17 protein-coding genes and 1 tRNA gene are annotated in these 22,644 nt (G+C 54.7%); 6 read left to right on the top strand and 12 right to left on the bottom strand.

Going from position 1 to position 22,644, the window contains the following annotated elements; all coding sequences use genetic code 11:
* Positions 1-205 precede the first annotated feature (205 nt).
* The 5 genes from cysN to B9H00_RS13970 form a co-directional block, all read right to left on the bottom strand.
* Positions 206-1,630, bottom strand: coding sequence for a sulfate adenylyltransferase subunit CysN (gene cysN, locus B9H00_RS13990; RefSeq protein ID WP_086901170.1), 1,425 nt, complete (start codon positions 1,628-1,630; stop codon positions 206-208).
* Between the two features lie 7 nt (positions 1,631-1,637).
* The gene (cysD, locus tag B9H00_RS13985; protein ID WP_086901169.1) at positions 1,638-2,549 is read right to left on the bottom strand and encodes a sulfate adenylyltransferase subunit CysD; all 912 of its coding nucleotides are present in this window, start codon (positions 2,547-2,549) and stop codon (positions 1,638-1,640) included.
* A 205-nt stretch (positions 2,550-2,754) separates the two neighbouring features.
* Positions 2,755-3,492 (bottom strand): metallophosphoesterase, encoded by a 738-nt coding sequence (locus B9H00_RS13980; protein WP_086901168.1) that lies wholly within the window; start codon positions 3,490-3,492, stop codon positions 2,755-2,757.
* Positions 3,493-3,592: 100 nt separating this feature from the next.
* Positions 3,593-4,042, bottom strand: a complete 450-nt coding sequence (locus B9H00_RS13975) for a DUF1249 domain-containing protein (protein WP_086901167.1) — start codon at positions 4,040-4,042, stop codon at positions 3,593-3,595.
* 4 nt (positions 4,043-4,046) lie between these two features.
* The gene (locus B9H00_RS13970) at positions 4,047-4,676 is read right to left on the bottom strand and encodes an NUDIX domain-containing protein (RefSeq protein WP_086901899.1); all 630 of its coding nucleotides are present in this window, start codon (positions 4,674-4,676) and stop codon (positions 4,047-4,049) included.
* 216 nt (positions 4,677-4,892) lie between these two features.
* On the opposite strand from B9H00_RS13970, the gene greB reads away from it, so the two are divergent.
* Positions 4,893-5,426, top strand: a complete 534-nt coding sequence (gene greB, locus B9H00_RS13965; protein ID WP_086901166.1) for a transcription elongation factor GreB — start codon at positions 4,893-4,895, stop codon at positions 5,424-5,426.
* Positions 5,427-5,464: 38 nt separating this feature from the next.
* On the opposite strand, the gene B9H00_RS13960 is transcribed toward greB, so the two are convergent.
* Entirely contained in the window at positions 5,465-6,439 is a 975-nt protein-coding gene (locus B9H00_RS13960; RefSeq protein WP_086901165.1) for a class I SAM-dependent methyltransferase, read from the bottom strand.
* Positions 6,440-6,551: 112 nt separating this feature from the next.
* Positions 6,552-7,322, bottom strand: coding sequence for a methyltransferase domain-containing protein (locus B9H00_RS13955; protein WP_086901164.1), 771 nt, complete (start codon positions 7,320-7,322; stop codon positions 6,552-6,554).
* 74 nt (positions 7,323-7,396) lie between these two features.
* Here B9H00_RS13955 and B9H00_RS13950 point away from each other — a divergent pair.
* Positions 7,397-7,473, top strand: a tRNA-Arg gene (locus B9H00_RS13950).
* Positions 7,474-7,639: 166 nt separating this feature from the next.
* Here the strand turns inward: B9H00_RS13950 and B9H00_RS16840 are convergent.
* Positions 7,640-7,891: a hypothetical protein gene (locus tag B9H00_RS16840; RefSeq protein WP_147376553.1), complete on the bottom strand. Its 252-nt coding sequence runs from the start codon at positions 7,889-7,891 to the stop codon at positions 7,640-7,642.
* Between the two features lie 490 nt (positions 7,892-8,381).
* Between B9H00_RS16840 and B9H00_RS16835 the strand changes: the two genes are divergently transcribed.
* The 4 genes from B9H00_RS16835 (at position 8,382) to B9H00_RS13935 (ending at position 12,090) form a co-directional block, all read left to right on the top strand.
* Positions 8,382-9,140, top strand: coding sequence for a hypothetical protein (locus B9H00_RS16835; protein WP_147376552.1), 759 nt, complete (start codon positions 8,382-8,384; stop codon positions 9,138-9,140).
* A gap of 305 nt (positions 9,141-9,445) precedes the next feature.
* Positions 9,446-9,637: a helix-turn-helix transcriptional regulator gene (locus tag B9H00_RS13945; RefSeq protein WP_086901163.1), complete on the top strand. Its 192-nt coding sequence runs from the start codon at positions 9,446-9,448 to the stop codon at positions 9,635-9,637.
* A gap of 67 nt (positions 9,638-9,704) precedes the next feature.
* On the top strand, positions 9,705-10,256 hold the full coding sequence (locus tag B9H00_RS13940) for a toprim domain-containing protein (protein WP_086901162.1): 552 nt from the start codon (positions 9,705-9,707) through the stop codon (positions 10,254-10,256).
* Positions 10,246-12,090, top strand: coding sequence for a DUF927 domain-containing protein (locus tag B9H00_RS13935; protein WP_086901161.1), 1,845 nt, complete (start codon positions 10,246-10,248; stop codon positions 12,088-12,090). Before B9H00_RS13940 ends, B9H00_RS13935 begins: the two co-directional genes overlap by 11 nt.
* Before the next feature lie 295 nt (positions 12,091-12,385).
* Here the strand turns inward: B9H00_RS13935 and brxL are convergent, their stop codons facing one another.
* The 4 genes from brxL to pglX form a co-directional block, all read right to left on the bottom strand.
* Complete coding sequence (brxL, locus tag B9H00_RS13930; RefSeq protein WP_425323817.1) at positions 12,386-14,470, bottom strand: protease Lon-related BREX system protein BrxL; 2,085 nt, start codon at positions 14,468-14,470, stop codon at positions 12,386-12,388.
* A 69-nt stretch (positions 14,471-14,539) separates the two neighbouring features.
* Positions 14,540-17,170 carry a BREX-1 system phosphatase PglZ type A gene (gene pglZ / locus B9H00_RS13925; RefSeq protein ID WP_086901159.1) on the bottom strand — a complete coding sequence of 877 codons (2,631 nt, stop codon included), beginning with the start codon at positions 17,168-17,170 and terminating at the stop codon, positions 14,540-14,542.
* Positions 17,160-18,917: a DUF262 domain-containing protein gene (locus B9H00_RS13920; RefSeq protein ID WP_086901158.1), complete on the bottom strand. Its 1,758-nt coding sequence runs from the start codon at positions 18,915-18,917 to the stop codon at positions 17,160-17,162. The genes pglZ and B9H00_RS13920 overlap by 11 nt, the downstream gene beginning before the upstream one ends.
* Before the next feature lie 2 nt (positions 18,918-18,919).
* Positions 18,920-22,513, bottom strand: coding sequence for a BREX-1 system adenine-specific DNA-methyltransferase PglX (gene pglX, locus B9H00_RS13915; RefSeq protein WP_086901157.1), 3,594 nt, complete (start codon positions 22,511-22,513; stop codon positions 18,920-18,922).
* Between the last annotated feature and the right edge of the window lie 131 nt (positions 22,514-22,644).

Raw genomic sequence — 22,644 nt, 5'->3', positions numbered from 1 at the left:
TCCGGTTGTCACGATAAAAACGCCGCCCGGGACAGGACGCACGCTGCCTGACGGTTTGATAAGCGGTGCGAGTATAGTGAGACGGCGCAACGATTTGAAACCGGATGGAATACCCGGCGGGACATGCCTTGCAGCGCATCAGCGACCGGGCCCCATACGACAACGCCCGACACAAGGCCGGGCGTGAATCGATCAGCGGATATCTTCAGCGCTTGAAGATATCGCGCACGTCTTTCGCTTCCCAGTGCGGGAAGTGACGACGAATCAGATCGTTGAGCTCTACCTCAAAGGCCTGCCAGTCGACGGTGCCACCATTATCGGCACTGTCGGCGGCCTGGCGGATCATGCCGGCGCCAACGGTCAGATTGGTCAGACGATCAATGACGATAAAGCTGCCGGTGCCCGGACTGACATCGTAGGCATCCACCGGTACGGGCTGGGTCAGTGTGACCTGACAGCGACCGATTTCGTTGAGTGCCAGCCGGTCGGCGTCGTGATGTTCCAGCGTGTTGACGTCGATGCTGTAATCAATGGCGCTGATCTGACCGCTGACATCCCGTGTGGCCAGCTTGAAGTCATAGCCGCGGCCGGGCGTCATTTCACGCTCGTTCATCCAGACGATGTCGGCGATAAACGCATTGGACATCGGCAGCTCGGTGTCGGAAGCGACCAGCCAGTCACCGCGCGAGATATCGACCTCGTCGGCCAGCGTGACCGTAATGGCCTGACCGGGCCGGGCCTCATCAAGATCACCATCAAAGGTCACGAGTCGCTCGACCGTGGAGACCTTTCCGGAGGGCAGTACCTTGACCTGCTGACCCGGGCGCAGCACACCGGCCTGTAATGTCCCGGCATAGCCGCGAAAATCAAGATTGGGGCGGTTGACGTACTGCACCGGAAAGCGCAGGTCCGTCAGGTTCTGGTCACGCGAGATTTCGACGTTTTCAAGCTGTTCCAGCAGCGGCACGCCGTCATGCCAAGGCATGTTGACGCTTTTGTTGACGACGTTATCGCCTTCAAGCGCTGACATGGGCACAAAACTGATGTCGCGGGCCTTGAGGTTCTCGGCAAAGCTCAGGTAATCGCGCTTGATCTCCTCAAAGCGCGCCTCGCTGTACTCTACCAGGTCCATCTTGTTGACCGCGATCACCAGATGCTGGATGCCCAGCAGGTCGGCGATGAAGCTGTGACGGCGCGTCTGCACCTGCACGCCGTAGCGCGCATCGATCAGAATGACCGCAAGGCTTGCGGTGGAAGCACCGGTGGCCATGTTGCGAGTGTACTGCTCGTGCCCGGGCGTGTCGGCAATGATGAACTTGCGCTTGTCGGTCGAGAAAAAGCGATAGGCGACATCAATGGTGATGCCCTGCTCGCGCTCGGACTGAAGTCCGTCAACCAGAAGCGCCAGATCCACGCGCTCGCCGGTGGTGCCGCGGGTTTTCGAGTCCCGCGTCAAGGCTGCCAGCTGATCTTCATAGATCATTTTCGAGTCGTGCAGCAGTCGCCCGATCAGGGTCGACTTGCCGTCATCGACGCTCCCGCAGGTAATGAAGCGCAACAGATCCTTGGCTTCATGCTCCTTGAGATACGCCTCGATGTTTTCGGCTATCAGGGATGATTGGTGTGCCATATGCGCCTCAGAAGTAACCTTCGCGTTTCTTGCGTTCCATGGAACCGGCCTGATCGTGATCGATGGCACGCCCGGAACGTTCACTGGTACGGGTCAGGAGCATTTCCTGAATGATATCGGGAAGCGTGGCCGCCTCGGATTCCACGGCACCGGTCAGCGGATAGCAGCCCAGCGTTCTAAAGCGCACGGACTTCATCTCGGGTACTTCGCCCTCGTTCAGTGGCATGCGTTCGTCATCGACCATGATCAGCGTGCCGTCACGCTCGACGACCGGACGTTTGGCGGAGTAATACAGCGGCACGATCGGGATCGATTCGAGATAGATGTACTGCCAGATGTCCAGCTCGGTCCAGTTGGACAGCGGGAAGACGCGGATCGACTCACCCTTGTTGATGTGACCGTTGTACAGGCTCCAGAGCTCCGGGCGCTGGTTTTTCGGGTCCCAGCGGTGATACTGGTCACGAAAGGAGTACACGCGCTCCTTGGCACGCGAGGCTTCTTCATCGCGACGCGCCCCGCCAAAGGCGGCATCGAAACCGTATTTGTCCAGCGCCTGCTTGAGCGACTGGGTCTTCATGACGTCGGTGTACTTGGAGCTGCCGTGATCAAACGGGTTAATGCCCGCTTCACGGCCTTCCTCATTGATGTGCTCGATCAACTCCATGCCGGTCTCGGCCGCCATGCGATCGCGAAACTCGATCATCTCGTGGAATTTCCACGTGGTGTTGACGTGCATCAGCGGAAACGGCGGTGTACCGGGGTAGAACGCCTTGCGAGCCAGATGCAGCATGACCGAGGAGTCCTTGCCGATCGAATAGAGCATGACGGGATTACGAAACTCGGCCGCCACCTCGCGAATGATATGAATCGACTCGGCTTCGAGCTGTTTCAGATGTGTTTGCCGCTCGGGAGAAAGCATGCGTATCACAACCTCTCATGACCAAACGTCATCACCGAACGGCGATGACGCTATAAACGGGGGTGCTCGCGATAAAACGTCACAAGCAAACAAGGATGCGCTCACGTTAGCGAGCCGCCTTCATAACGTCAAAGAATCAACGTTTCTTCCTTTAGACGTTTAAGCTATAAAAATCAGCTGCCGGCCGCTTTGCCGATATGTGCCATTAGACCGGCACGTACTCTACCCGGGTTGATAATCGAGGCCGCTGCGTATCATCAATGGACAGTCGAATCAGGCGAAAGCCGCCCGGAGCGCACGCATCGACGGCAAAATCGGGTCGATCGGGCACGAACTGCGCCGCAATGGCCGGCACCGACATGACCGGTACGCCCTGATGCAGACAGGTCATTTCATGATGAATATGGCCGCACAGCACGGCCTGGACATGATCATATCGGCCAAGGATCTTCCAAAAGGTTTCGCGGTCCTCAAGACCGATCTCATTCATCCAGGCGGTGTCCACGCTTACCGGCGGGTGATGCAGCACAATCAGCGCCGGTGATTCATCGCCTGCCAGCTGCGCCTCAAGCCTTACCAGCTGCGCCTCACCCAGTCGGCCGCCCTCCTCACCTTCAATCCAGGTGTTAAGCAGCAGAATCTGCCAGCCGTTGGAATGGATGACCGGCTCCAGCGCGCGCACTTCGGTCATGGTGGCGGGATGGTCATGATTGCCCGGCATCCAGACCCAGGGGCAGCCGAGCGCCTCAAAAGACGCTGCTGCCCTTTGATACGAGGCAGTCGAGCCGTCATCGCTGACATCACCGCTGACCACGACCAGATCCGGCTGATACCGGGCCACCCGCGCCAGCATCGATGCCAGCCGCGTGTCAGCGTCGACATCGCGATACCGCCGCGCGGGATCGGCGCTCAGATGGCTGTCCGAGAGCTGAACAATCAGCATGACACGCTCCTTGCGAAGGGATATTCAATAGGCTCAGGGCTTTACAGCGAACCGGCATGGCGGGGCTTTGACGGGAGCGGCGCGATGGATGATGCCCGAATCAGGGCGTTTCAAAGATGCGGGTATCATGGCCGTGGGCCAGACCGTGCTCGAGCCACTCGCCCAGAAAACGATTGAGCTGTAGCTTCTCATCGGGCTGGTGCATATGAGCATTGGGGTAGCGATAGCGCCCTTCGAAGTGACGCTTGCGCTGGAAGTCGGTCACCTCGGCCATCTGCACGTCGTGATACAGATGGACCATCATGCGCGGCGCATCGATCATGCCATCCAGCACGCCACTCTGAAAAACGCGCACAACCGTGGTATAGGGCGCTCGTTCGACGACCTCGAGATGCAGGGTACCAAAGCGCGCGGTGTGGCTTGCCAGCGGCAGCTCTACCCGCTCGCCGGCCACCGTATCGCCCAGCAGCCGGTCAAGACGCACGAAATTGGCCGTACACTCGGCCTGTAGCGTCCTGAGATCGGTAACGTAAGCGGTTCGTTGACTCAAAAGACTATCTCCTTGCTCTGAGGGCCGGGCGCTCACGGGCCAGCCAGTACAGCGCAATCAGTAACATGGCATTGTTGATGGTACCGTTTTCCAGCATTTCCCAAGCGTCACGGAAGGGTAGCACACGCACCATGATGTCCTCGTGCTCCTCTTCCAGCCCGTGCACACCGCCGACATCGCCCGAATCCACCAGCGCACAATAGAGCGTAATGTATTCGTCACAGGCTCCGGGACTGGGGAAATAGCGGTGGACCTCCATCAGCTGTTCGGTGTGGCATCCCGTTTCTTCTCTCACCTCGCGTCGGGCCACGTCTTCCGGTGACTCGCTGGAATCGATCAGGCCGGCAGCCGGCTCCAGCAGCCAGGGGCTGAAAGCCCGCCCCATGGCCCCGGCGCGAAACTGTTCGACCAATACAACGGCGTCGCGTTCCACGTCATACAACAGCACGCCCACGGCATCATGATGACGAAACACCTCACGCGAAACGGTCTCGCTCCAGCCGCCCTGATACTGGCGGTAGCGCACATCCACGCGGTCAAGATTGAAAAATCCACGATGCAGCGGTGTGTCCTCGATATGCTCGACATCGTTGCCATCAAAGCGTGGCAGAGAGGTCGTATCCCGGTTAGTCATCGGCTTTTCCTTGAAAAACATGAGCATGACTGCCGAATAAGGAAGGCAGGCAATGTCTGGTGACGGGAAGACGGAAGGCGCCGGTCACAAGGGAAGTGTGGGCGTGTTTATGGGCGCTGCGCCAGAAACTTTCAAGCCTGTGGCAACGGCCGGCCTTGGCAGCACAATACGAGGCGATTATGGTAACTGCCCCACTGTCATACGGTCACCGCCTGCATGAAAGGACGCAATATGACTCGCTGGCGCGATCCCGCCAAGGATCCGCGCCAGGAGAAAAAGACCGATCTGATCACACCGGAAGGTTACGCCTCGATGCAGAGCCTGCTCGAGCATCTGGTGCGCGTACGACGCCCGGAGCAGTCCCGCAAGACCGGAGAAGCCGCCGCCCAGGGGGATCGCAGCGAAAACGCCGACTACACCTATAACAAGAAGGCCCTGAACGGCACCATTGCCCGGATCGCCTATCTGCAAAAGCGCCTCGACGCCCTGACCGTGGTCGACCGTATGCCGGCCGACCGCGACCGGGTTTTTTTCAGTGCCTGGGTGACGCTGGAAGATGACGACGGTGAAGAGATGCGCATCCGCATTGTCGGTCCCGACGAGACCGACAATAAAAAACACTGGATCAGTGTGGATGCCCCGCTGGCGCGGGCACTGCTCGGCAAGCCGCTGGACGCTGAAGTCACCGTCGACGCTCCGGGCGGCGAGACCACTTACATCATTACCGACATCACCTACGCCGAGCGCTGATTGTTGGTTAAAAACAGTCGTTGCTCGGCGCCAGGCTCTTAACGCCGGCTACAGCGATAAACCCGAAAGCGGCTGCTTTCCGCCAGCACATCGACGCGGCCGAAGTGTTTTTTCATCAGGCCCATATAGGGCAAAAAGCTGTTGGCCACGATATACAGCGCCCCCTTGGGGGTCAGCTTTTTGCTGGCCTGCTCGATCAACTTGCGAGCCGGATCGATCGAGACATGGCGCTCCTGATGGAAGGCCGGATTGCTGATGATGGCGTCAAAGGGACCCTCAACGGCGTCCAGCATATCACTGGCAAGCACGTCGCCTTTCAGGTCATTGGCTTCAAGCGTTCGGCGCGTGGCTTCAAGTGCCAAGTGATTGATGTCTACGGCCGTGACGTCTGCGCCCTGGCGTGCCAGCCAGGCACTGATGACACCATCGCCACAGCCGGCATCCAGCACGCGTCCCTCACTCACGGGCAAAACATCCAGCAGCATGCGGGTGCCGTCATCCAGCCGGCCGTGGCCGAAAATGCCCGGATGACTGACCAGCGTAAGATCCAGCGCCTCGAACGTGGACCAGTGATCGCCCGCTTCACCGGCGATGGTGGCCGCTTCATACAGCGAGCAGCGCCGCGCGTTATCCAGACGCTGATGCGTCATGCCGCGTGCCTTTAGCTCACCCGGCACCCGCTTGCCACCGCCGTGATGCTCGCCGACGATGCGCAGTGTGCTGCCCACATCGCAGTGCGCATTGAGCTGATCCAGCCACCAGCGACCCAGGTCCATCGTCTTGGGCCAGAACAGCAGTGCCGCCGTCATGCTTTCCGGCGGTGTCAGCCCTTCGACGACCTCATGACCATGCTTGCGCCACACCTCGGCGATCAAGTGATCCAGACTCCAGATGCGGTGTTTCGCGCCGCTTAAAAGCCCTTCATCCAGCGGCGGGGCAATCAGCCATTCCCCTTCTCTGATCGCGGGTGACTGTCGGTCCAGTAACTGCCCCATGGGCGTGGAAAAACTCATGAATCCCCTGCTTTACTCAAATAATGACTGGCCTGTCCTGTGACATGGCCGTAAAGATAACGGTATATCTCCGAGCAAGCCCGGAAACACCCCTGCGATGAGGTGAAGAATATCAGCTCGGACGATAAACGCTGTAATGAAGATAGCGCCCCAGGCGCCAGTAGGGTTCCTGCCGGCAATAGCGATGCTCGAGTTCAAACAGCCGTTCCAGCGTGGCCTCGTCCGGGTCGCGCTCGCGCAGATAATCATGGAACACGCGAATGCCGGTCACGGCCCGAACCTCCAGCCCCGCCTCACTCAGCCAGCGCACCACGTCATCATGGCGCAGCGGGGAAATCGGCGTCAGACGCTTGCGTTTACCAAAGCCTGCCAGCTGGTCATCAAGTACCTTTTGCAGGTTGCCCTTCACCACGTTGGAAAAGCGCAGCGCATCCTCATTGAACACCATTAGGGATAGCCAGCCATCAGGTGCCAGCTGTTCGCCCAGTCGATGAACCGCTGCTTCGGGGTCAATCAGCCACTCCAGCACCGCATGGCAGAACATCAAAGGCCATGGCCCGGGCGCCACCTCGGACAGTTTCTGCAGATCGCACTGATAAAAGCGGGCGTCATGCCCCTCCAGACGCTCGCGTGCCGCGGCAAGCATATCCTCGGCCGGCTCCAGCAGCGTGACCGGGTGGCCCTTTTGTGCAGCCCAGTGCGCCATTTGCCCCAGCCCTGCGCCGACATCAACCAGCGGCTGTCCGCATAGCGGAATGGATGCTTCAATGGCCCGCGTCAGCAGTGACAGGCGCAGCCGTCCGCGAGAGTGGTTATACAGGGCGTGTTCGAACTTCTCGGCCATGCCGTTGAAGTGGCGATCTGTCGTGATGCGTTCTTTCATGCGAACTCGATGGGCGGCGTTAATGCGTCAGGGTTTCACTATACGCGTGAAATCCCTATAATGGCGCCCGCTTCGCCCCCGTAGCTCAGCTGGATAGAGCGTCCCCCTCCTAAGGGGAAGGTCCCAGGTTCGAATCCTGGTGGGGGCACCAGTCAAATCAAATACTTATCTACTTAGCTTTCGATTTTAAGGCTCTCACAAAGCTTCTCGCCCCCAACAGCGCCCCCAACAAACTCCATTACTGGATTCAGTAATTGAGAATACTGCTCTGCCAAGCCCTACGAGATTTCGAACAAGAACGCTCATACTGCTGCGGTTCATTTTCTTCTCGCGAAGCATCGCATCCCCTTTTTCAATCGCTGAAACAGCCCCAAGCGTTCCTGTGGCCACCATTTCAAGCTTTTGGTGTAGCTCAAAGCACAATCATCAAGCGTTGGATCTTCGGTAATTTTAGCTTCCGGCCATCGAGGCGTTGCATAACTTATGTATATAGGAAGGGGAAGGTACCCCTCCGGGGTTTTTCCATCGTCCGGTATTTCCGGCAAGGGATAAGAGCGATTAGAAGCCATGCAGTATCCTCCATCAGAAAAGTCAGGCCAGCTATAAGACAAGCGCCGTTAAAATGCCTCATCTACAAGCTACCAGCTACAACCTTCTGCCTTGATAGTCCCTTAAAGCCACGCACGGCATTTAATAACGGCAACGGTACGCTCAGAGCTTGACCGGCAGAACGCGCACCCCAAAAGCAAGAATACGCTCTCGATTCGTTCATTCTGTTCAGGCACACTGAGGTCCAGTGGCGTTTAGAAAAACGGACTTGGCCACTTCATAAAACTTCAGTGATGAGTCAATTCGGGTCTGCTTTTTCTTGCCCTTAGTGGCATGCCATCCATGACCGATGCGTAGCAGATCTCAACGAGCGCAGGACGTCCTCTAGATCACTCAATGCTTGAAGGTATATGCCAGCCGACCTCTGACAAAGTCATGAGCCTTGGCGTGTAGGAGCAGTGCGGCCACCGTTCTGCTTGCATTCCCTGATCAGATCGAAGAGGACATCTCATGAGCAATGACATTGCTTCAGTAGGCAGATATATCTCCTATCCCGCTGCTTTCAAGCTTCTTGCAGAGCGATGTGAAGCCACTAATGAAGATTTAGCCGGTTGGGTCAAGTTGGGGCCGGAAGATGAAGGAATTGCGGCATACAGTTCTGCCAATGAGCTGACTCCCCCTCCCCGCTTTTATTTTTTAGAAGATGATCCCCGTGACTATTTTCACTTACTTGAAGGATGCTGGTTCGATCGTTTTGAACTCGAACGGTTTCAACCCAAGCATCGTTTTATAAATGCCAAGATTTTACGAGATCGCTGGGCGCAGCGATTGGGCTCATCAGCGGACGGGTTTATACAAGCTAAAATCAAAGAAAGCAGCTTGCTTGATGTAAGGACTTTTTATGCTGTTTCAGACGAAGGCGCATCAGATTCCGAATCGTTACAGGACGACACGCTTTTCTTTTTAGAACACATTGAAACTATAGAGCAGAAAGAGTTCGAAATTAAAAGCATGCCTTCTTCTCGAACCCTTTCAGCTTCATCAGAAATACAAAAATGTATCTGGCAGGAAATGTCACACAAAGGACATGACGCTCGATATGGTGGGCCAAACGGAAGACGTACGAAAAAAGAAGAACTAATCGATATATGGAAAAGCGGTGAATACCCAACAAAAGTTGCATGCGCCAAGGCAAAACATGAAGCATTTGGAGTTACTGTGCAAGTTGCTCAAAAGTATTTGAATGGCCAGCCAAAACCATCCAACTGATCCCAAGCACACATAAGTTTTTCAATTAACGGTCTTTTTCCAAAACGGACCAACCTAACAGCCAGGTCAGGCACGCCGAAAGCCGCGCCTACTATTGATTAGCTATAGCTGCTGCATATACTCGCATGAAAATATGCATAAAATCTAAAATTTCTTAAAAATTATATCTTTGCCCTTCGTATCGAGCCATGTATTTATAGCTTCTGCCGGCAGCGGCTATATGCTGCCGGCAGAAGCTATTTTCACAATCATCAAAATGTTTAAAGCTTCTTGTGTCTTCCAACGACACCCAAGGAGAGCACTACATGACCAACAGGATACTTCGACTTCCAGACGTCATGGCTTATACGGGCCTCGCCCGCAGCACTATTTACCTTCGTATATCGGAGGATAATTTCCCGAAGCCCATCCCATTGGGAGGAAAGGCAGTTGGATGGCTTGTAAGGGAAATCGATGAATGGATTGAGTGGCAAATGAAATCGAGAGAAGCCTCGTAAGCTCGATATTTGTCTGCGAACTCTTAAAGCAATCGCAACATCAGCTCATTCCATCAGGAAAAGCAGCATGAAGACACCAAAAAAAATGCCCGCCTCCGAAAGGAGGCAGGCAATTACAACGCAAAATATCAATATTAATTATACCCATAAGTATCTTACCAAAAAAGGTATTTCACTTTCAGAACTGCAGGCTCATGCCAATGCTTGTATCAAGATACAGGGGTCGATTCTTTACCGAGAGTTAATCAACCTGGTTGGAGAACATCAAGGATTCGAAAGAATCTGGCCGGATGGCACAAAGAAAGTTACCTATAGAGGAAGAGTAAAAGGCAGCTTTACTCCCTTTGGTTTCAGTTGGCGGGACAGGCTGACGCTTCAAGGAAGCCTGATCGTCTGTGCAGGCCTTGCAGACGGCTATCGCATTCATACCGCGACGGGACTTCCGGTGGCGTGTGGCGTTGGTGAAAACAATCTGAAGTCGATTGCTGATCCACTGTTCACCTGGTTTGGACGTTCTCATATTGTCGTTGCAGCTGATAACGACGCACCCGGTATCAGAGCAGCCAAAGCGACCGGCCGCCGCTGGATCGTGCCAGGGGAGGTATCCCATGTCGCATAAGGACTGGTCAGACCTGTACCAGGCGGAAGGTAATGATGCTATCGGCAGATATTTTAATGGCAATTATCGTCCCCCTGAAAAACTCGACGGAACCTCTGGAACTGATGGAACCACCAGTGATGGTCAGGCTCCTCCTGGTTCCGTATGCCACCAGGAGGACGGAACCAGCGGAACCCCTGAACGGCCATACTTCAGCGTGCGTGAAGAGCCATTTCAATGTGACGGGAGAATATTAAGCCCGGGCGTGTGGTTTCACGGTATAAAAAAGGGACAGCCCTTTGATCAACTGGTCTGTTCTCCCTTATACGTGGAGGCCATAACATCATGTGAAGGCGCGGATTTTGGAAGACTTCTTCATTTCCGCAACAGTCTTGGCCGATGGCGGCAATGGTCCATGCCCATGAGCCTAATGGCTGGATCAGGGGAGATCTTACGAGCCGAACTGCTCGGCCTCGGACTCGAAATCAGCACGGTTTCCCATCGTTTACTGAATCAATATCTGCAAGACCATAAACCGAAGCGTGAGGTAATAGCGGCCACCTCCACGGGCTGGCAATCGCCTCAACTATTCGTGATGCCAAGCCGCAATATCGGTTCAGGTGATGTTATTTTTCAAAGCGAAACCGCAAACGCTGACGATTATGGCCAGGCGGGGACATACGCAAAATGGAAAGCCGAGATCGGCAACTACTGCGCAGGCAACCCGATACTGATGCTTTCGATATGCGCAGCGCTGGCGGGCCCGCTGTTGAGCCATTTACAACGTCATGGCGGCGGTTTCCATTTAAAAGGGGACAGCTCCACCGGCAAGACCACAGGTCTGATGGCCGCTGCATCAGTATGGGGAAAACCGGAAAGGTTTGTCCGAACCTGGTGTGCCACTGCCAACGGTCTTGAAGGCGTAGCCGGCCGACGTAACGACACACTGCTTGCACTGGATGAAATAGGCGAGGCTTTGCCAAGAGAGATCGGAAATATCGTCTACTCATTGGCTAATGGCGTAGGCAAGGCGCGCGCCACTAAAACGGGCATGGCCAGAGCAACAAAGCAATGGCGCGTCATGGTTTTGTCTTCAGGCGAGACAGGTTTGAACAGCCAGATGCAGGCATCCGGAGGACAGGCGCGGGCTGGTCAGGAAATAAGATTGCTCGATATTTCTGCACACCACGTCTTTGGCGCCTGGGATAACCTGCATGGAATAGAGAGTGGCAAGTCGTTTTCAAACGCCATACAGAAGTCAGCTTCAAGCCACTACGGTCATGCCGGGCCAAGGTTCGTTGAGCAGCTTATCGACTCGGACAGGATCGATCAGTTGCCTGAAATGCTGGCGAACCTAACAGAACAATTTCAGGCGCTTTCAGGACAGGAAGAGCGAGCGGCTGAACGGTTTGCCATAGTAGCTCTGGCTGGTGAGCTGGCCATCAGCTTTGGCATTTTTGATATGCCAGAGGGTGAGCCAACCAAAAACATGGTGCAGTTGTTTGAGCGATGGCGTCAGGAGCGTGGAAAGGGTCAGTCTGAGGACAATCGCATTCTCGAGCATCTGAGCGATTTCCTGACTCGACATGGCGACAGCATGTTTTCAGAGCTTACTGACAACAGTGCCAATGTTCGTGACCGCGCTGGCTGGTGGAAAGACAGCCCCCAGGGAAAAATATGGCTCTTTACTTCCGAGGGATTGAAACGCGCTGTTCCCGGCTTTGAGATAGCTCGAATTAATCAAGCTGTAGAGCAAGCCGGTTGGCTGGCGGATCGCAGTGGCCGCGGGCGTGCTAAAAAAGTGAAGGTGAATAAGCGGGCAATATGGCTGTACCACCTTCGTGAGCCGGATTAACAACCAGTGACCTCAAGGGTTCCGTACGTTCCGTATAGTGAATATGCTACGGAACCCTTCGAGGCCCATTATTGCTGGGCGTTCCATTGGTTCCGCTGGTTCCGTTCGACTTTTCTACGCCTCTGAGATTGAAGTCATAGCGATACAATAATTGCGACCATCCATCACATAGAACTTCTATCCTGATTCACCCGTCCCGCCAGCAATTTGAGCACCAGCAACGCAAACTCCCTGCCCGCCTCCTGCGTTAGCCAATTAATTTCTGGATAGTTTCCAGATTTGTATGGAGGCGGGCCTACTCCACTCCCAGTGCTTTGACAACGGCATCCACTGGCTCGGCGTAGAAGCTGGTCTGAAACTTGGTGAACAGTTCGGCGGGGATAGTAGGGATATCCGCGGCGCTGGCCATGGGTAAGGTGACGCGCTTGCCGCCGGCATCAAAGGCTACCTGCAGGCACTCTGCAAGGTTCTCCACCGGCTTCAGACTCCCCCCCAAGCTCATATCGCCGAGCACTACCATCTGGCTTTGGGAAGGCCGGCCCAGCAGCCCTGACGAGAACGCTACCAGGCTGGCCAAGGCAAGATCTCGAAGTACGCCAGTGCTCTGCAGGTCCACGACGTGTAGGTGGAAGTCATGTTCCAGCACCCTGCTGGAGCCACTGATACGGCTAGCATTGGCCTTGAAGTAGTCGAAGGCCATCTTGACCTGCTCCTTGGCAGCAGTGGAGTTCCACAGCCCCGACATGGCCAACTTACCGCTGCCGGCAGTAACCTGTAGTTCGATACGGTAGACCCCGGGCATACCCTTGTCGCTGAGGCCGATGGTATGCACGACGCCCGGCTTGCCAAGCCCTTCAGGGATCAGCCCGCCACTACCCTGCTCTTTTACCGCGACGAAATGCTCCTCCAGTGTCTGCTTGTCGATGTAACTGAAGTGGACGTCGTAAAACTCCATGCCGCCAATCTTCTTGAGCTGTTCCTTTACCCGGCGCCGCACCTGAAGAGCGTACTTTAGGCACTGGCGTACATCCTCCTTCTGATACTCCCCGTGCGGGTAGAGCAGCTTGAGCAAACCGGAAACGGTCTTGCGCACAGCGATGACGTCGCGCTGGTTAAGGTTATCGCCCAGGCGGAAGTGATAATCGATGGCATCAGCGAAGCTGCGCTTGCGCATCTCGCGGAAGAACTCGGCCAGGTAGTCGACAATAAAGCCGTAACGCTGGGTGAAAAACGACGGGCGCATCTTGGGAATCTCCCAACCCGGGATATAGGCGTGGAAGCGGTCGAAGAAGGCAGCGTCGATCATCGCATCAGGGAACGGGGTCAACAGGTGGCTGGTCTTTACCAACGACTCGATGCTCTGATTGATGTTACCGACGAATACCATGGAGGCAGAGGCTTCCATCTGCTCACGCCCACGGGCGAAAGACCCGGAAGCCATGTAGTCCTTCATGATTTGTACACCGTCCCTGTCCTTGAAGGAGATGCCGGCCACCTCGTCGAACGCTACCAGATCCCACATGCCCACCAAGCCGATACGTCGCGAGCTCATGTTGTAGAACAGGTTGGCGACAGTGGACTGCCCCCCCGAGACCAGAATGCTGTTGGGCGAGCACTCCTTGTAGATATGACTCTTGCCGGTACCGCGCGGGCCCAGCTCACAGACGTTATAGTTGTTCTCGACAAAGGGAACCATGCGGGCAAGCAGGTGCCACTGCACGCTCTCATCGAGCTCGGCGGGCTCCATACCAATGGAGCGGATCAGCACCTCGCGCCATTGATCGGTGGTGAAACCGCGCCGTCCTTCGAATAGCGCTTCCATGTCCATGTGGGGCATCTGGATGGGCTTGAGTTGACTGACCCCGAACGGTGAGCCGCGCTGGCCCTCCTCGTAGAAGTAGCTCAGGGTAGCGATCACCCAGATCCCGCCCACCAGCAGCTTCTCATGCTCCTTAACGATGCCCGCTGAGATCTCAGCGTCCTTGATGCCCAGATTGCTGAATGCTGCCTCGTAGCAGTCCTGCTTTTCGTTGAGACGCACCGTCACCCGATCGATCACCTTGAAGCTACCGCGTTCGCGGACCAGAGACTTGATCTTCTCTGCCTCATCGGGACGCACGTAGTTGTCGGTGAGGATCTTCCTGACATTCTTCAGCCCCTCATCGATCACCTCATGATCGTCGGAGGCGCAGTACATGCCGAGCAGGTACTCCAGCACATACACCGGTACGTTGGCGCCTTCCTTGACCCGCTGGGTCAGGTCCTTGCGCACCACCCGACCGGCGAAGTGTGTATTGAGCAGGGTATCGAGGTCGCTCTCATGCTCCGCGGTAGATTGAGAGATATCGGTCTGCGGTTCACTGTCCATACTGAAAGTCACGCCAGAGGCTCCAGAATAGTGTGATAACAGGACGCCATCACGAACGGACAACAGCGCCGGACTCTTGGCTTAGAAAAAATCATCGGTGAAAGCCAGATCGATAACTACTCGATAGCGCTCCAGCTCGGTGCCGAGATCCTTATCGTGCAGCACCAGAAAGTATTCGCGCTTACGGTCGAAGTCGGTACCCGACAGCGACAGGCGAATCGATTTCATGCGCTCATTCATGTTGTCGCTCGTGCTGTCGAAGGTCACCGTCTCCTCGCTGGAGACCATCTCAGTACCCTCGAAGATGGCCACGGCCAGGGTAATAGGCTTGAGCTGCTCGCTGACCGCTTCGGTCTGCAGCAGCTCGAAGCGCTGGATGTTGTTAACCATCTTCAGCGAGGCCCTTGACGAGATCACGTCCACCTTGCGTCGAGTTCGCTTCTCGACCTTCTCGCCGCGCAGCTGCTTGACGGTAAGCAACGGAACGACGATCTCCTGGGGCATGATACCGCCGTGCACGAAGCGGGCACCACCGACAAAATGGAAGCGGTGAGCCCCCTTTGGTATCCAGAACTCGGTCCCGCAGGTGGTGCCAGCGGTCTCGCGAGTATGGCCATGCCACACACTGGGATTATCGGGAAGATTGGTCCCCAGCACGTAGCGCTTCTTGCTCTTGAAGGCGCTGGTGGGCTTCTCCATCAGGCTGGTCCGATCGGTGGCGTCCAGCTTGCTTCGCTGGAACAGGAAGCCATGGTCAGCGGTAATCAATACAGTGCTGGTGTTGAGGTGCATGAGAATCTTGCGGGTGAGCGTATCAAGCTCCTCGATAGCATCCTCAACGGCAACAAAGGTCTCACTTTCAGTACTGGCAGTATCGCCCCGGGCATCCACCACATTGTGGTAGACGTAGACCAACTGCATACCCCTGATCGCTTCACGGCCCTGGTCACGCGACCAGCCCTTGACCTCCTCTGCGGTGACGGCCATAGCCTGCCCACCTACGGCGGCACTCAGGCGCTGGCTGCGGTTCTCAGTGCCCTGGCTTGATTTGCCATCCACCAGCACGCTATCACTTCCGGGCTGATAGCTTAGCTCGCGGTGCGGCAGTAGCGAGGCCATCCCCAGGGTGGTATAGCTGGGCACCACACCTAGTTGGTTGCTCAGGGTGGCCTCGCTGTAGCGCTTGGCATTGATGCGCTCGCGCAACTCCTCGGCGGCTTCATAGCGGAAGGCATCACTGATAATCACTACCAACCGTTTATTATGGTGGCCGTCCAGATGTGGGCGCACCACATCGCGAAAAAAGTGCTGCTGGTTGGGAATTCTCGGCAGTTCCCAATCGTCCAGGCGCCCCTCGACGTCGATGCGCTCACTCCAATTGCGAGTAAGCTGGCCCATAAACCACTCGTTGTAGCAGCGCTCCACCACTTCATCGAGCTTCTTGAGCAGCTCTACGCCGGTATTGTCAGAGGCCACCGCATAGTGGCGGTAGGCGGTATCAAAGCGGTAAAGCTCGGCACTGTAGGCGTGGTAAAGCGCCTCGACGCTCTCATAGTGGAAACCATCAAGATATTGCTGCCTCAGGTCGAACAGGTCGATGGCGGCGCTCAGGGCTGTGTAGAGCTGGCGGTAGCGGGCCCGGCGCTCATCGTTTTTATGGCGCGAGGCCCAGTAGCCGTCCAGTCGGCTGGCGATGATGGCGCGGAACATCTCCAGATCGCGCCCATCGGCCTGAGGGATGGCCAGGCACAGATCGACGATGATCTGCTTTTCCACCATTTCAAAGGTGGCCACGTGGGCCAGCTGCTCCAGCGGAACGTCTCGGATTTTGTCTTCGATACGTAGCGCTTCCGCAACCCAGCCGGAGATTACATCGAACGCCGCATAGAAGCGCGAACTGTCTCGCCAGCGCGACAGCAGGGCCCGCGAGGTAGCTTTGGCATTTACAGAGGCTATGGCGTGACTCTGCGCCCAATCGGGAATCTCGGAGAGACTTTCGCAGTAGCCGGTAGTCAACAGCCGCAGCATCAGCTGGCCAAACTGCAGCGAAGCTTCTCCACTGAGCTCCGGCTGGCTGGCGGGATAACCGACCTCCATCTGCAGGGCCCGTACTAGGCTCGGCACCAAGGCATATTTGGCCATCTCCTCGAGTGATGAGGGGTTGCCCTCTAGTCCAACATCCTTGGCCACCGCCTCATCAGCCAGATAAAACAGTAAGATCGCGATATCGGAAGTAGGCGAACCCACCACAGCCGCGCACATGGCCAGATCCAGATCATCTTCATCCATCTCCGGCGTGACCAGGCGCTTGAGCACTTCGATACGCTTGCGGCTGCTCAGGAATGCCTGGCGCTTTGCCAGATGCTCACGCAGCGTATGGCGCACGAGCCCCAGCTCATTGAAGATCATCGATATCTGGTCGGCGTAGAAGCGACCGGAGTAAAGTTTGATGTCCAGTAGCCAATCATCCTCCGGCGCCGGCTCGGCGCAGGGGAAGTAAAGCAGTGCAGGTATATCCGGCTCATCCAGTTCCAAGCGCAGCTTCATGCCGAAGGTAGACTGACCGGCCATGTTGAAGATCTGGACACCCTCCAGAGCAAGCTCATCCAGTGCGTCAATGAAGTGACCCGGAGGGTCATACCAGAAGACAAGGCGATAGCCATCAATGAAGAAAGAACGTGATAGGCCCTGGTGCAGCTGTTTAAAGTCCATCTGACTTCCCGTTGACTACTTGCTCGATCCTTGATTTGAAGACTTTTTTTCTCTGATTATAAAAAACTTCAAAATCCTTGATGTCGACCGGGAGCAAATCCATGCCTTGGGAGTTTAGATGGCGTTGACGCGCTTCAGGATCAGGCCATGCCTGTTCATACCAATCTGACGGCATTTTTTGCCGCTTCTCATTATTGATTGAACCTTCAAGTAATTGAAGATTTGGCAATCGATTAGCCCATATCTTGAAGAGCTCTATCTTTTCCTCTGGAACCCCTGACTTTCTTAGCCTGCTTGTGGAGAACACCCCTTTGGGATAAACGTGATCAACATGAAAGTGCCTGGAAAAATCAAATCCTGGAAATAGCAGCGAAAGAAGAGCAAAGGTTCTTTTTCCACCATATTCAAGCTCTGATAGCTCATCGACTTCTTCCGCGATGAAGTGGAGCGATTTTCCTCGCGAGGCCATGGCAGAACCTACCGCATCCGCAGGGAAACCCATTTCTCCTTCTTCTTTTATAACCCGTCGCAAGCTGGTAAGAAGGGTATCGAGACCACTCCCCCAAATTCCCGACGCCTTTAGAAGCGATTTGATCAGCCATTGCCTCAGGGCTTCACGGTCCTTGGCGAACTCTGATCTAGACAGGTAGCCATCACCAGGCTTGCGCGTATAAAGATAATAAGCGATAGGCAAAATTGAACTATCTGCTCGGAGGTTTTGGGAATTGAAACCAAAAGTGGCCAATAGCTCCGTCGCCAACAAAAGAGCGCTGCGAATCCCCAGCCAGTTCTCCTCAAGGATTTCCATATTGGTTTTGTTGAAATTCTCGACCTTGAACCCTACGCTGCCAATGTCTGACAGCATCAACCCCGCTTTTAGAACAAGATCCTTGCTAAAAGAGAAGCCGTCCCCTGTCTCATTCATCTCATCTACCAGAGAATGAATTTCCTCACGAGCATCAAGACTTTCCCACTGAGCCACAGCTATCGACAAAAGCAGATCCGAATATGAAAGGAAGGTCCCGCCACTATTCATACGTATGAAAATATTTAGTACACGCTCAAGGCTTTGATCTTTTTCCTCGTAGTAAGCAATTTTATCCTTATCGAATATTGTAGTGACCAGATGCCTGAGAACACTACGAGCGGATTTTAAGGATTGCTTGTCATTTTCCCAGCCATCGTTAAGCTCATCATTTAAATCATCTCGATCTTCTTCGAGGATGCGACCAACACGAAACCAATATTCCTCGCCAGACCTATTAGCAGCCTGATTGGGCGTGAGAAATTCAAACTGATACTGGCTGCCGGTTTCTTCCTGCGGTTGGCCAAGCAAATTTATATGAAGATGTCTCTTAGGAAACGCATCTGAACTCGACCACCATTTCCCATGGATTTTCTGACTGTAGGAACCCTGGAGACCGATATTCAGCGCGGTTATTCGTTGTTGGCCATCAAGAACGGCAACAAATTCACGCCTTGGAAGATCCTTTAGCGGTGGACAATGAGGGCTGTCACGCTGGTGAAAGTCTTTAACGAAATCGTAAAATTGGTATTTTTCCCGATTTTCAGACTGAATTCGCCAGAAAAGGAAAACACCGAAGGGATAACCTTGAAGAAGACTATCAAACAAATTGCAGATCTGATCAGGTTTCCATACAAATTCCCTCTGGATTGCTGGTAGGATCAGCTCATTGTTATTAACTTGTTCCATCAGTGATGCGATGGTACCGCCAGCCTGATACATAACTACTCCGATTTGCTACCCGTGATTTCTTTTACGTTGGCGAGCAGATCCCCAAATTTCCCATAATTCACTTTCACACCATCATCCAGATCCAGCGAAACCCGCTGATCCGCATAATGACGCAACTTCTCATCGAAGGCATTGAGCTCGGCCTGCTGTTTGTAGAGCTTGTCCAGCTCTTTCTCGATGCTTTTGGCTTCGGCGGCGGAGGTACTGGCTTCCTTGTCTTGCTCCAGTTTTTCAACGTAGCTGGCGAGCCTGGTGGTGAGCGGGATCACGTAGTCGGTGCGCATCTCGGCGAGAGTGCTCTCGTTGTAGCGGTGCAGGTAGACCAAGCACTCGAAGGCCTTCTGCTTTCCGGAGCTGAACAGCCAGTAGATGGGTCGTTTCTTGTAGGTGCGCAGGTGATCCTTGTAGAACTGGGTGCTCAGATAACGACGGATGGTGTCCAGTGCGGCTTCGCCCTTCTTGGGCTTGATGGCGTGGAGGCAGAGGCTTTCGGAGACGAAATCGAGGTTTTCCTGCAGGTGCTCCTCACCCCACCCGGTGCGGACGAAATCACGGAAGCGGTTAGTGGCGTCGTCGGGGAACCATTCCTGATCGGTGAGCGGGATGATGGCGTTTTTATCCGGTACGAAGCTGGGCTCAGGGATCTGGGCAAGGTAGTCGTGGATGGTTTCGCCCTGGCTGGCGAGGATTAGGCCAGGCTTGTCCGGCGAGTAGCGGCCCATCATGCAGCCTATAACGTAAGACACTAAAGAGGAAAACAACCCATTATCTTTAATTTTACTCACAACATTGTTTTCTAAGGAAGGCTCATCATATAACATCGTCCCTAGGCCATAAGATAAAGAAACAGTTTCATTTACCTCCCTCTCTAAGTTCTCGATATTTTTTTTTGTCTTTAGCAATTCAGCATTTGCCTCATGGTGTTTTTCTTCAATTTTACCGACATCTCTTTTTACAAGGATATGTGAAAAGTTAAGTCTATTTGTCTCTATGTAACTAGACGCAGCCTTGAGACAAGCTATGATTTTACAGCCACATTCAGCAATCCTTTCGGATTCTGCCACCCCCAGCTCTGGATAAGGCATTTTTTTTATTGTTCCGCACTTAAAATGTAAGTTCGGCATCGCATAAGCGCATAAAACTCTAAAAGGAAGAGAGTTCATAATAGATATATCTTTGGCGATATTTTCTGATATGACGACCGGCCCGGCACCATCGAACAAATGCCCCTCTTCGTAATAACGCACTCCAAAGCCCTTTGTCGCAACGTCAGACCAAGTTCCTCCTTCTTTAAAATAAAGTGACTGGCTAGGCCTAACATGCCCTTTTATCTTTTCCATCTTCCTTCTAGATGGTGCATCATAAGCCAAGACAAAGTCTGTAGGATCATACCATCTGCTAGTTGTACCACCTTTGTTGTAAGGGGCCCACTTCCATTTTCCTCTATCAAAACACTCAACACTCATGCATTCTTTAGAAATCGTCTTTTCGCTCACTTCCCACCAGAACCTAATAAAAGCCTCATTGTCTCCTGTGTGAACACCCTCTCGCAGCGTGACAACTTCGCCAAATGATTTTGATAGAGAAAATGCGTTCAACTCCTCCTCTTTTAAAAAGTAAAGGACAGGATTTCCGAGCGAGCTTGGGAACCTGTCGGACGAACAGTCAAAACGATTCCTGTGACCTTTGAACAAACCTTCCTTGCCTGCTTTTTTAGATGTGCAGTCCACATATACTTGTTTATAATTTTTTACATGCCAAGTGTTAAATATAAATGCTGCGGCTTGCACAACCTCGCCAGACAAAGATGGAAAGCCACCGGAGCCAAGCTGAACCAAGCTATTTAGCTGCCATTTCTTTAGTATTTTTCCTCTAAGGTCACTGTAAGATGATGTATGCATCCAGTCTTGTCTAGTGACCATTGAGACAGTTGATAATGAGTCTTTGGTTAGCTTCGCGTTCCTTTCTATAAATATTGCATACAAGTCAGTTCTGGTGGTTTTATATCTTTCCGACAACTCTTTCTTGAGAGATTTTTCGAAATAGCTGCTTCCCATATATGGGGGGTTTGCGACGATAGAATTATAGCTATTAGCCAATATACAAGCCTGCTGCACAACCGGCATCAGCTGTTTCGCAGCAGTCTTTTGAATGGTATCGCCTCTGTTACTGAGCTCTGTCAGGTCTTCCAGCAGAGTCTTGAGTAGGGCTTCGAAGCTGTTTGGCACTTCGATCAGCGAGCCAAAGGTCTTGGCGTCTTGGAATCGTTCGATCAGGTCGACGATGACCTTGTAGGTATTGTCGTTGCTGGAGAGCTCCTTTTGCTCGCCCTCGAAAAGGCTCTGGGACTGGCCCTGGTGCCAGTCGCCGGTAAGGTTGAGGTTGCGCCACAGGGTGCTGACATCCAGGTACTGGGAACTCTGCAGGGCCATCACGTTGAGGCGGATGCCTCTTGTGAAGATCCGGCGGTCGTCTTCTCGGGCCTTCATCAGCAGCGCGAAGCCGGCGAGCTGGGCGGCGCGGTCGTCGATATCCAGACCGAACAGGTTGCTCTCCAGGATCAGCTTGGGAATATCCCGGGAGCGGTAGCCGCGCTCCTCGTAGATGGCCTTCAGCACGTTGTAGGCCTCGACCAGGATATGGCCGGAGCCACAGGCGGGGTCCAGCACTTTGATGGTCTCGGGGTCGATGCTGGCCGGGGTGATGGCGTCCAGCTGGGCCTGCACCTCTGGCTCCTGCTCGGCGGGCTCGATGTAGTACGGCATCTCGCCCTTGAGGGGGGAGTCCGGATAGGTCTGCAGCCACTGGCGGCCCACAGAATTCTGCACCAGGTATTGGACGATCCAGTTGGGGGTGAACAGCTGAGTCGCGGCGGGGATGTCCTCGCTCTTCACCACCTTGCCGATCACCTCGCCCTTCTTCTCGGCGATGTAGAACTGGTAGAGCCAGCCGATCACCTCGACGTCCTGCCAGTCCTCCTCGGGAATCGCCTCGACCAGCTCGCGGATCAGCGAGTCAGTCTTGGTCAGGTTGTCCGGCAGCAGCAGTTCGCTGGCGTCGTCCAGCGGCTCGAACAGGAACGGTATGGCCTCATGCAGGGCGTGACACTGGGCCAGCAGCAGCTCGCGGTAGAGCGCCTCGTCCTGGGTGCCGTCGAGCTTGAGCTCGCGCACCCGGGTCGTATCCAGCCCGGGCAGGTCGATCTCCAGGCAGTCGTCGAGGATCTGGAAGCCGCCCTCGTGGTCCGGGTGGGAGAGTACCCGCCGGCCATGATCCAGATAGCCCTTGAGTTCCATGAAGCGAATCGCACACAGGCGGTTGAGCCAGCTGTAGGCGGCCTGCTCCATGGCCTGCTCGAAGCCCAGCTGGGTCACCCACTTGGCCAGCGCCTCGCGGGGGCCACGCAGCGCCTTGGAGAAGCTGTGGGTCTGGCCATCCAGGGCGCTGATCAGCATAACGTCGCCACGCACCTCGGCGGGCGCCACACGCTCCTTGGTGATCCCATAGCGGGCGGCCTGGCGGGTCATGGTCTCGATAAAGCGGGTACGTGCCCTGGGGGCGTACTTCTTGATGTTCCCTGTGTTCATGCTGGATTCCTGATCGTGCGGATTGCCCATGGCGGACAATATGTTCTCGCCTGCTTCCTATCCCAGGACGCGGGACAGGCCTCGTCGTGAAATAGTGGTGGTGTTAAGAAGGGGTGCAAGATAAGAAGATG

Source organism: Kushneria marisflavi (assembly GCF_002157205.1).
Taxonomy (GTDB): Bacteria; Pseudomonadota; Gammaproteobacteria; order Pseudomonadales; family Halomonadaceae; genus Kushneria; species Kushneria marisflavi.
This window is presented reverse-complemented; position numbering and strand designations above follow the sequence as displayed.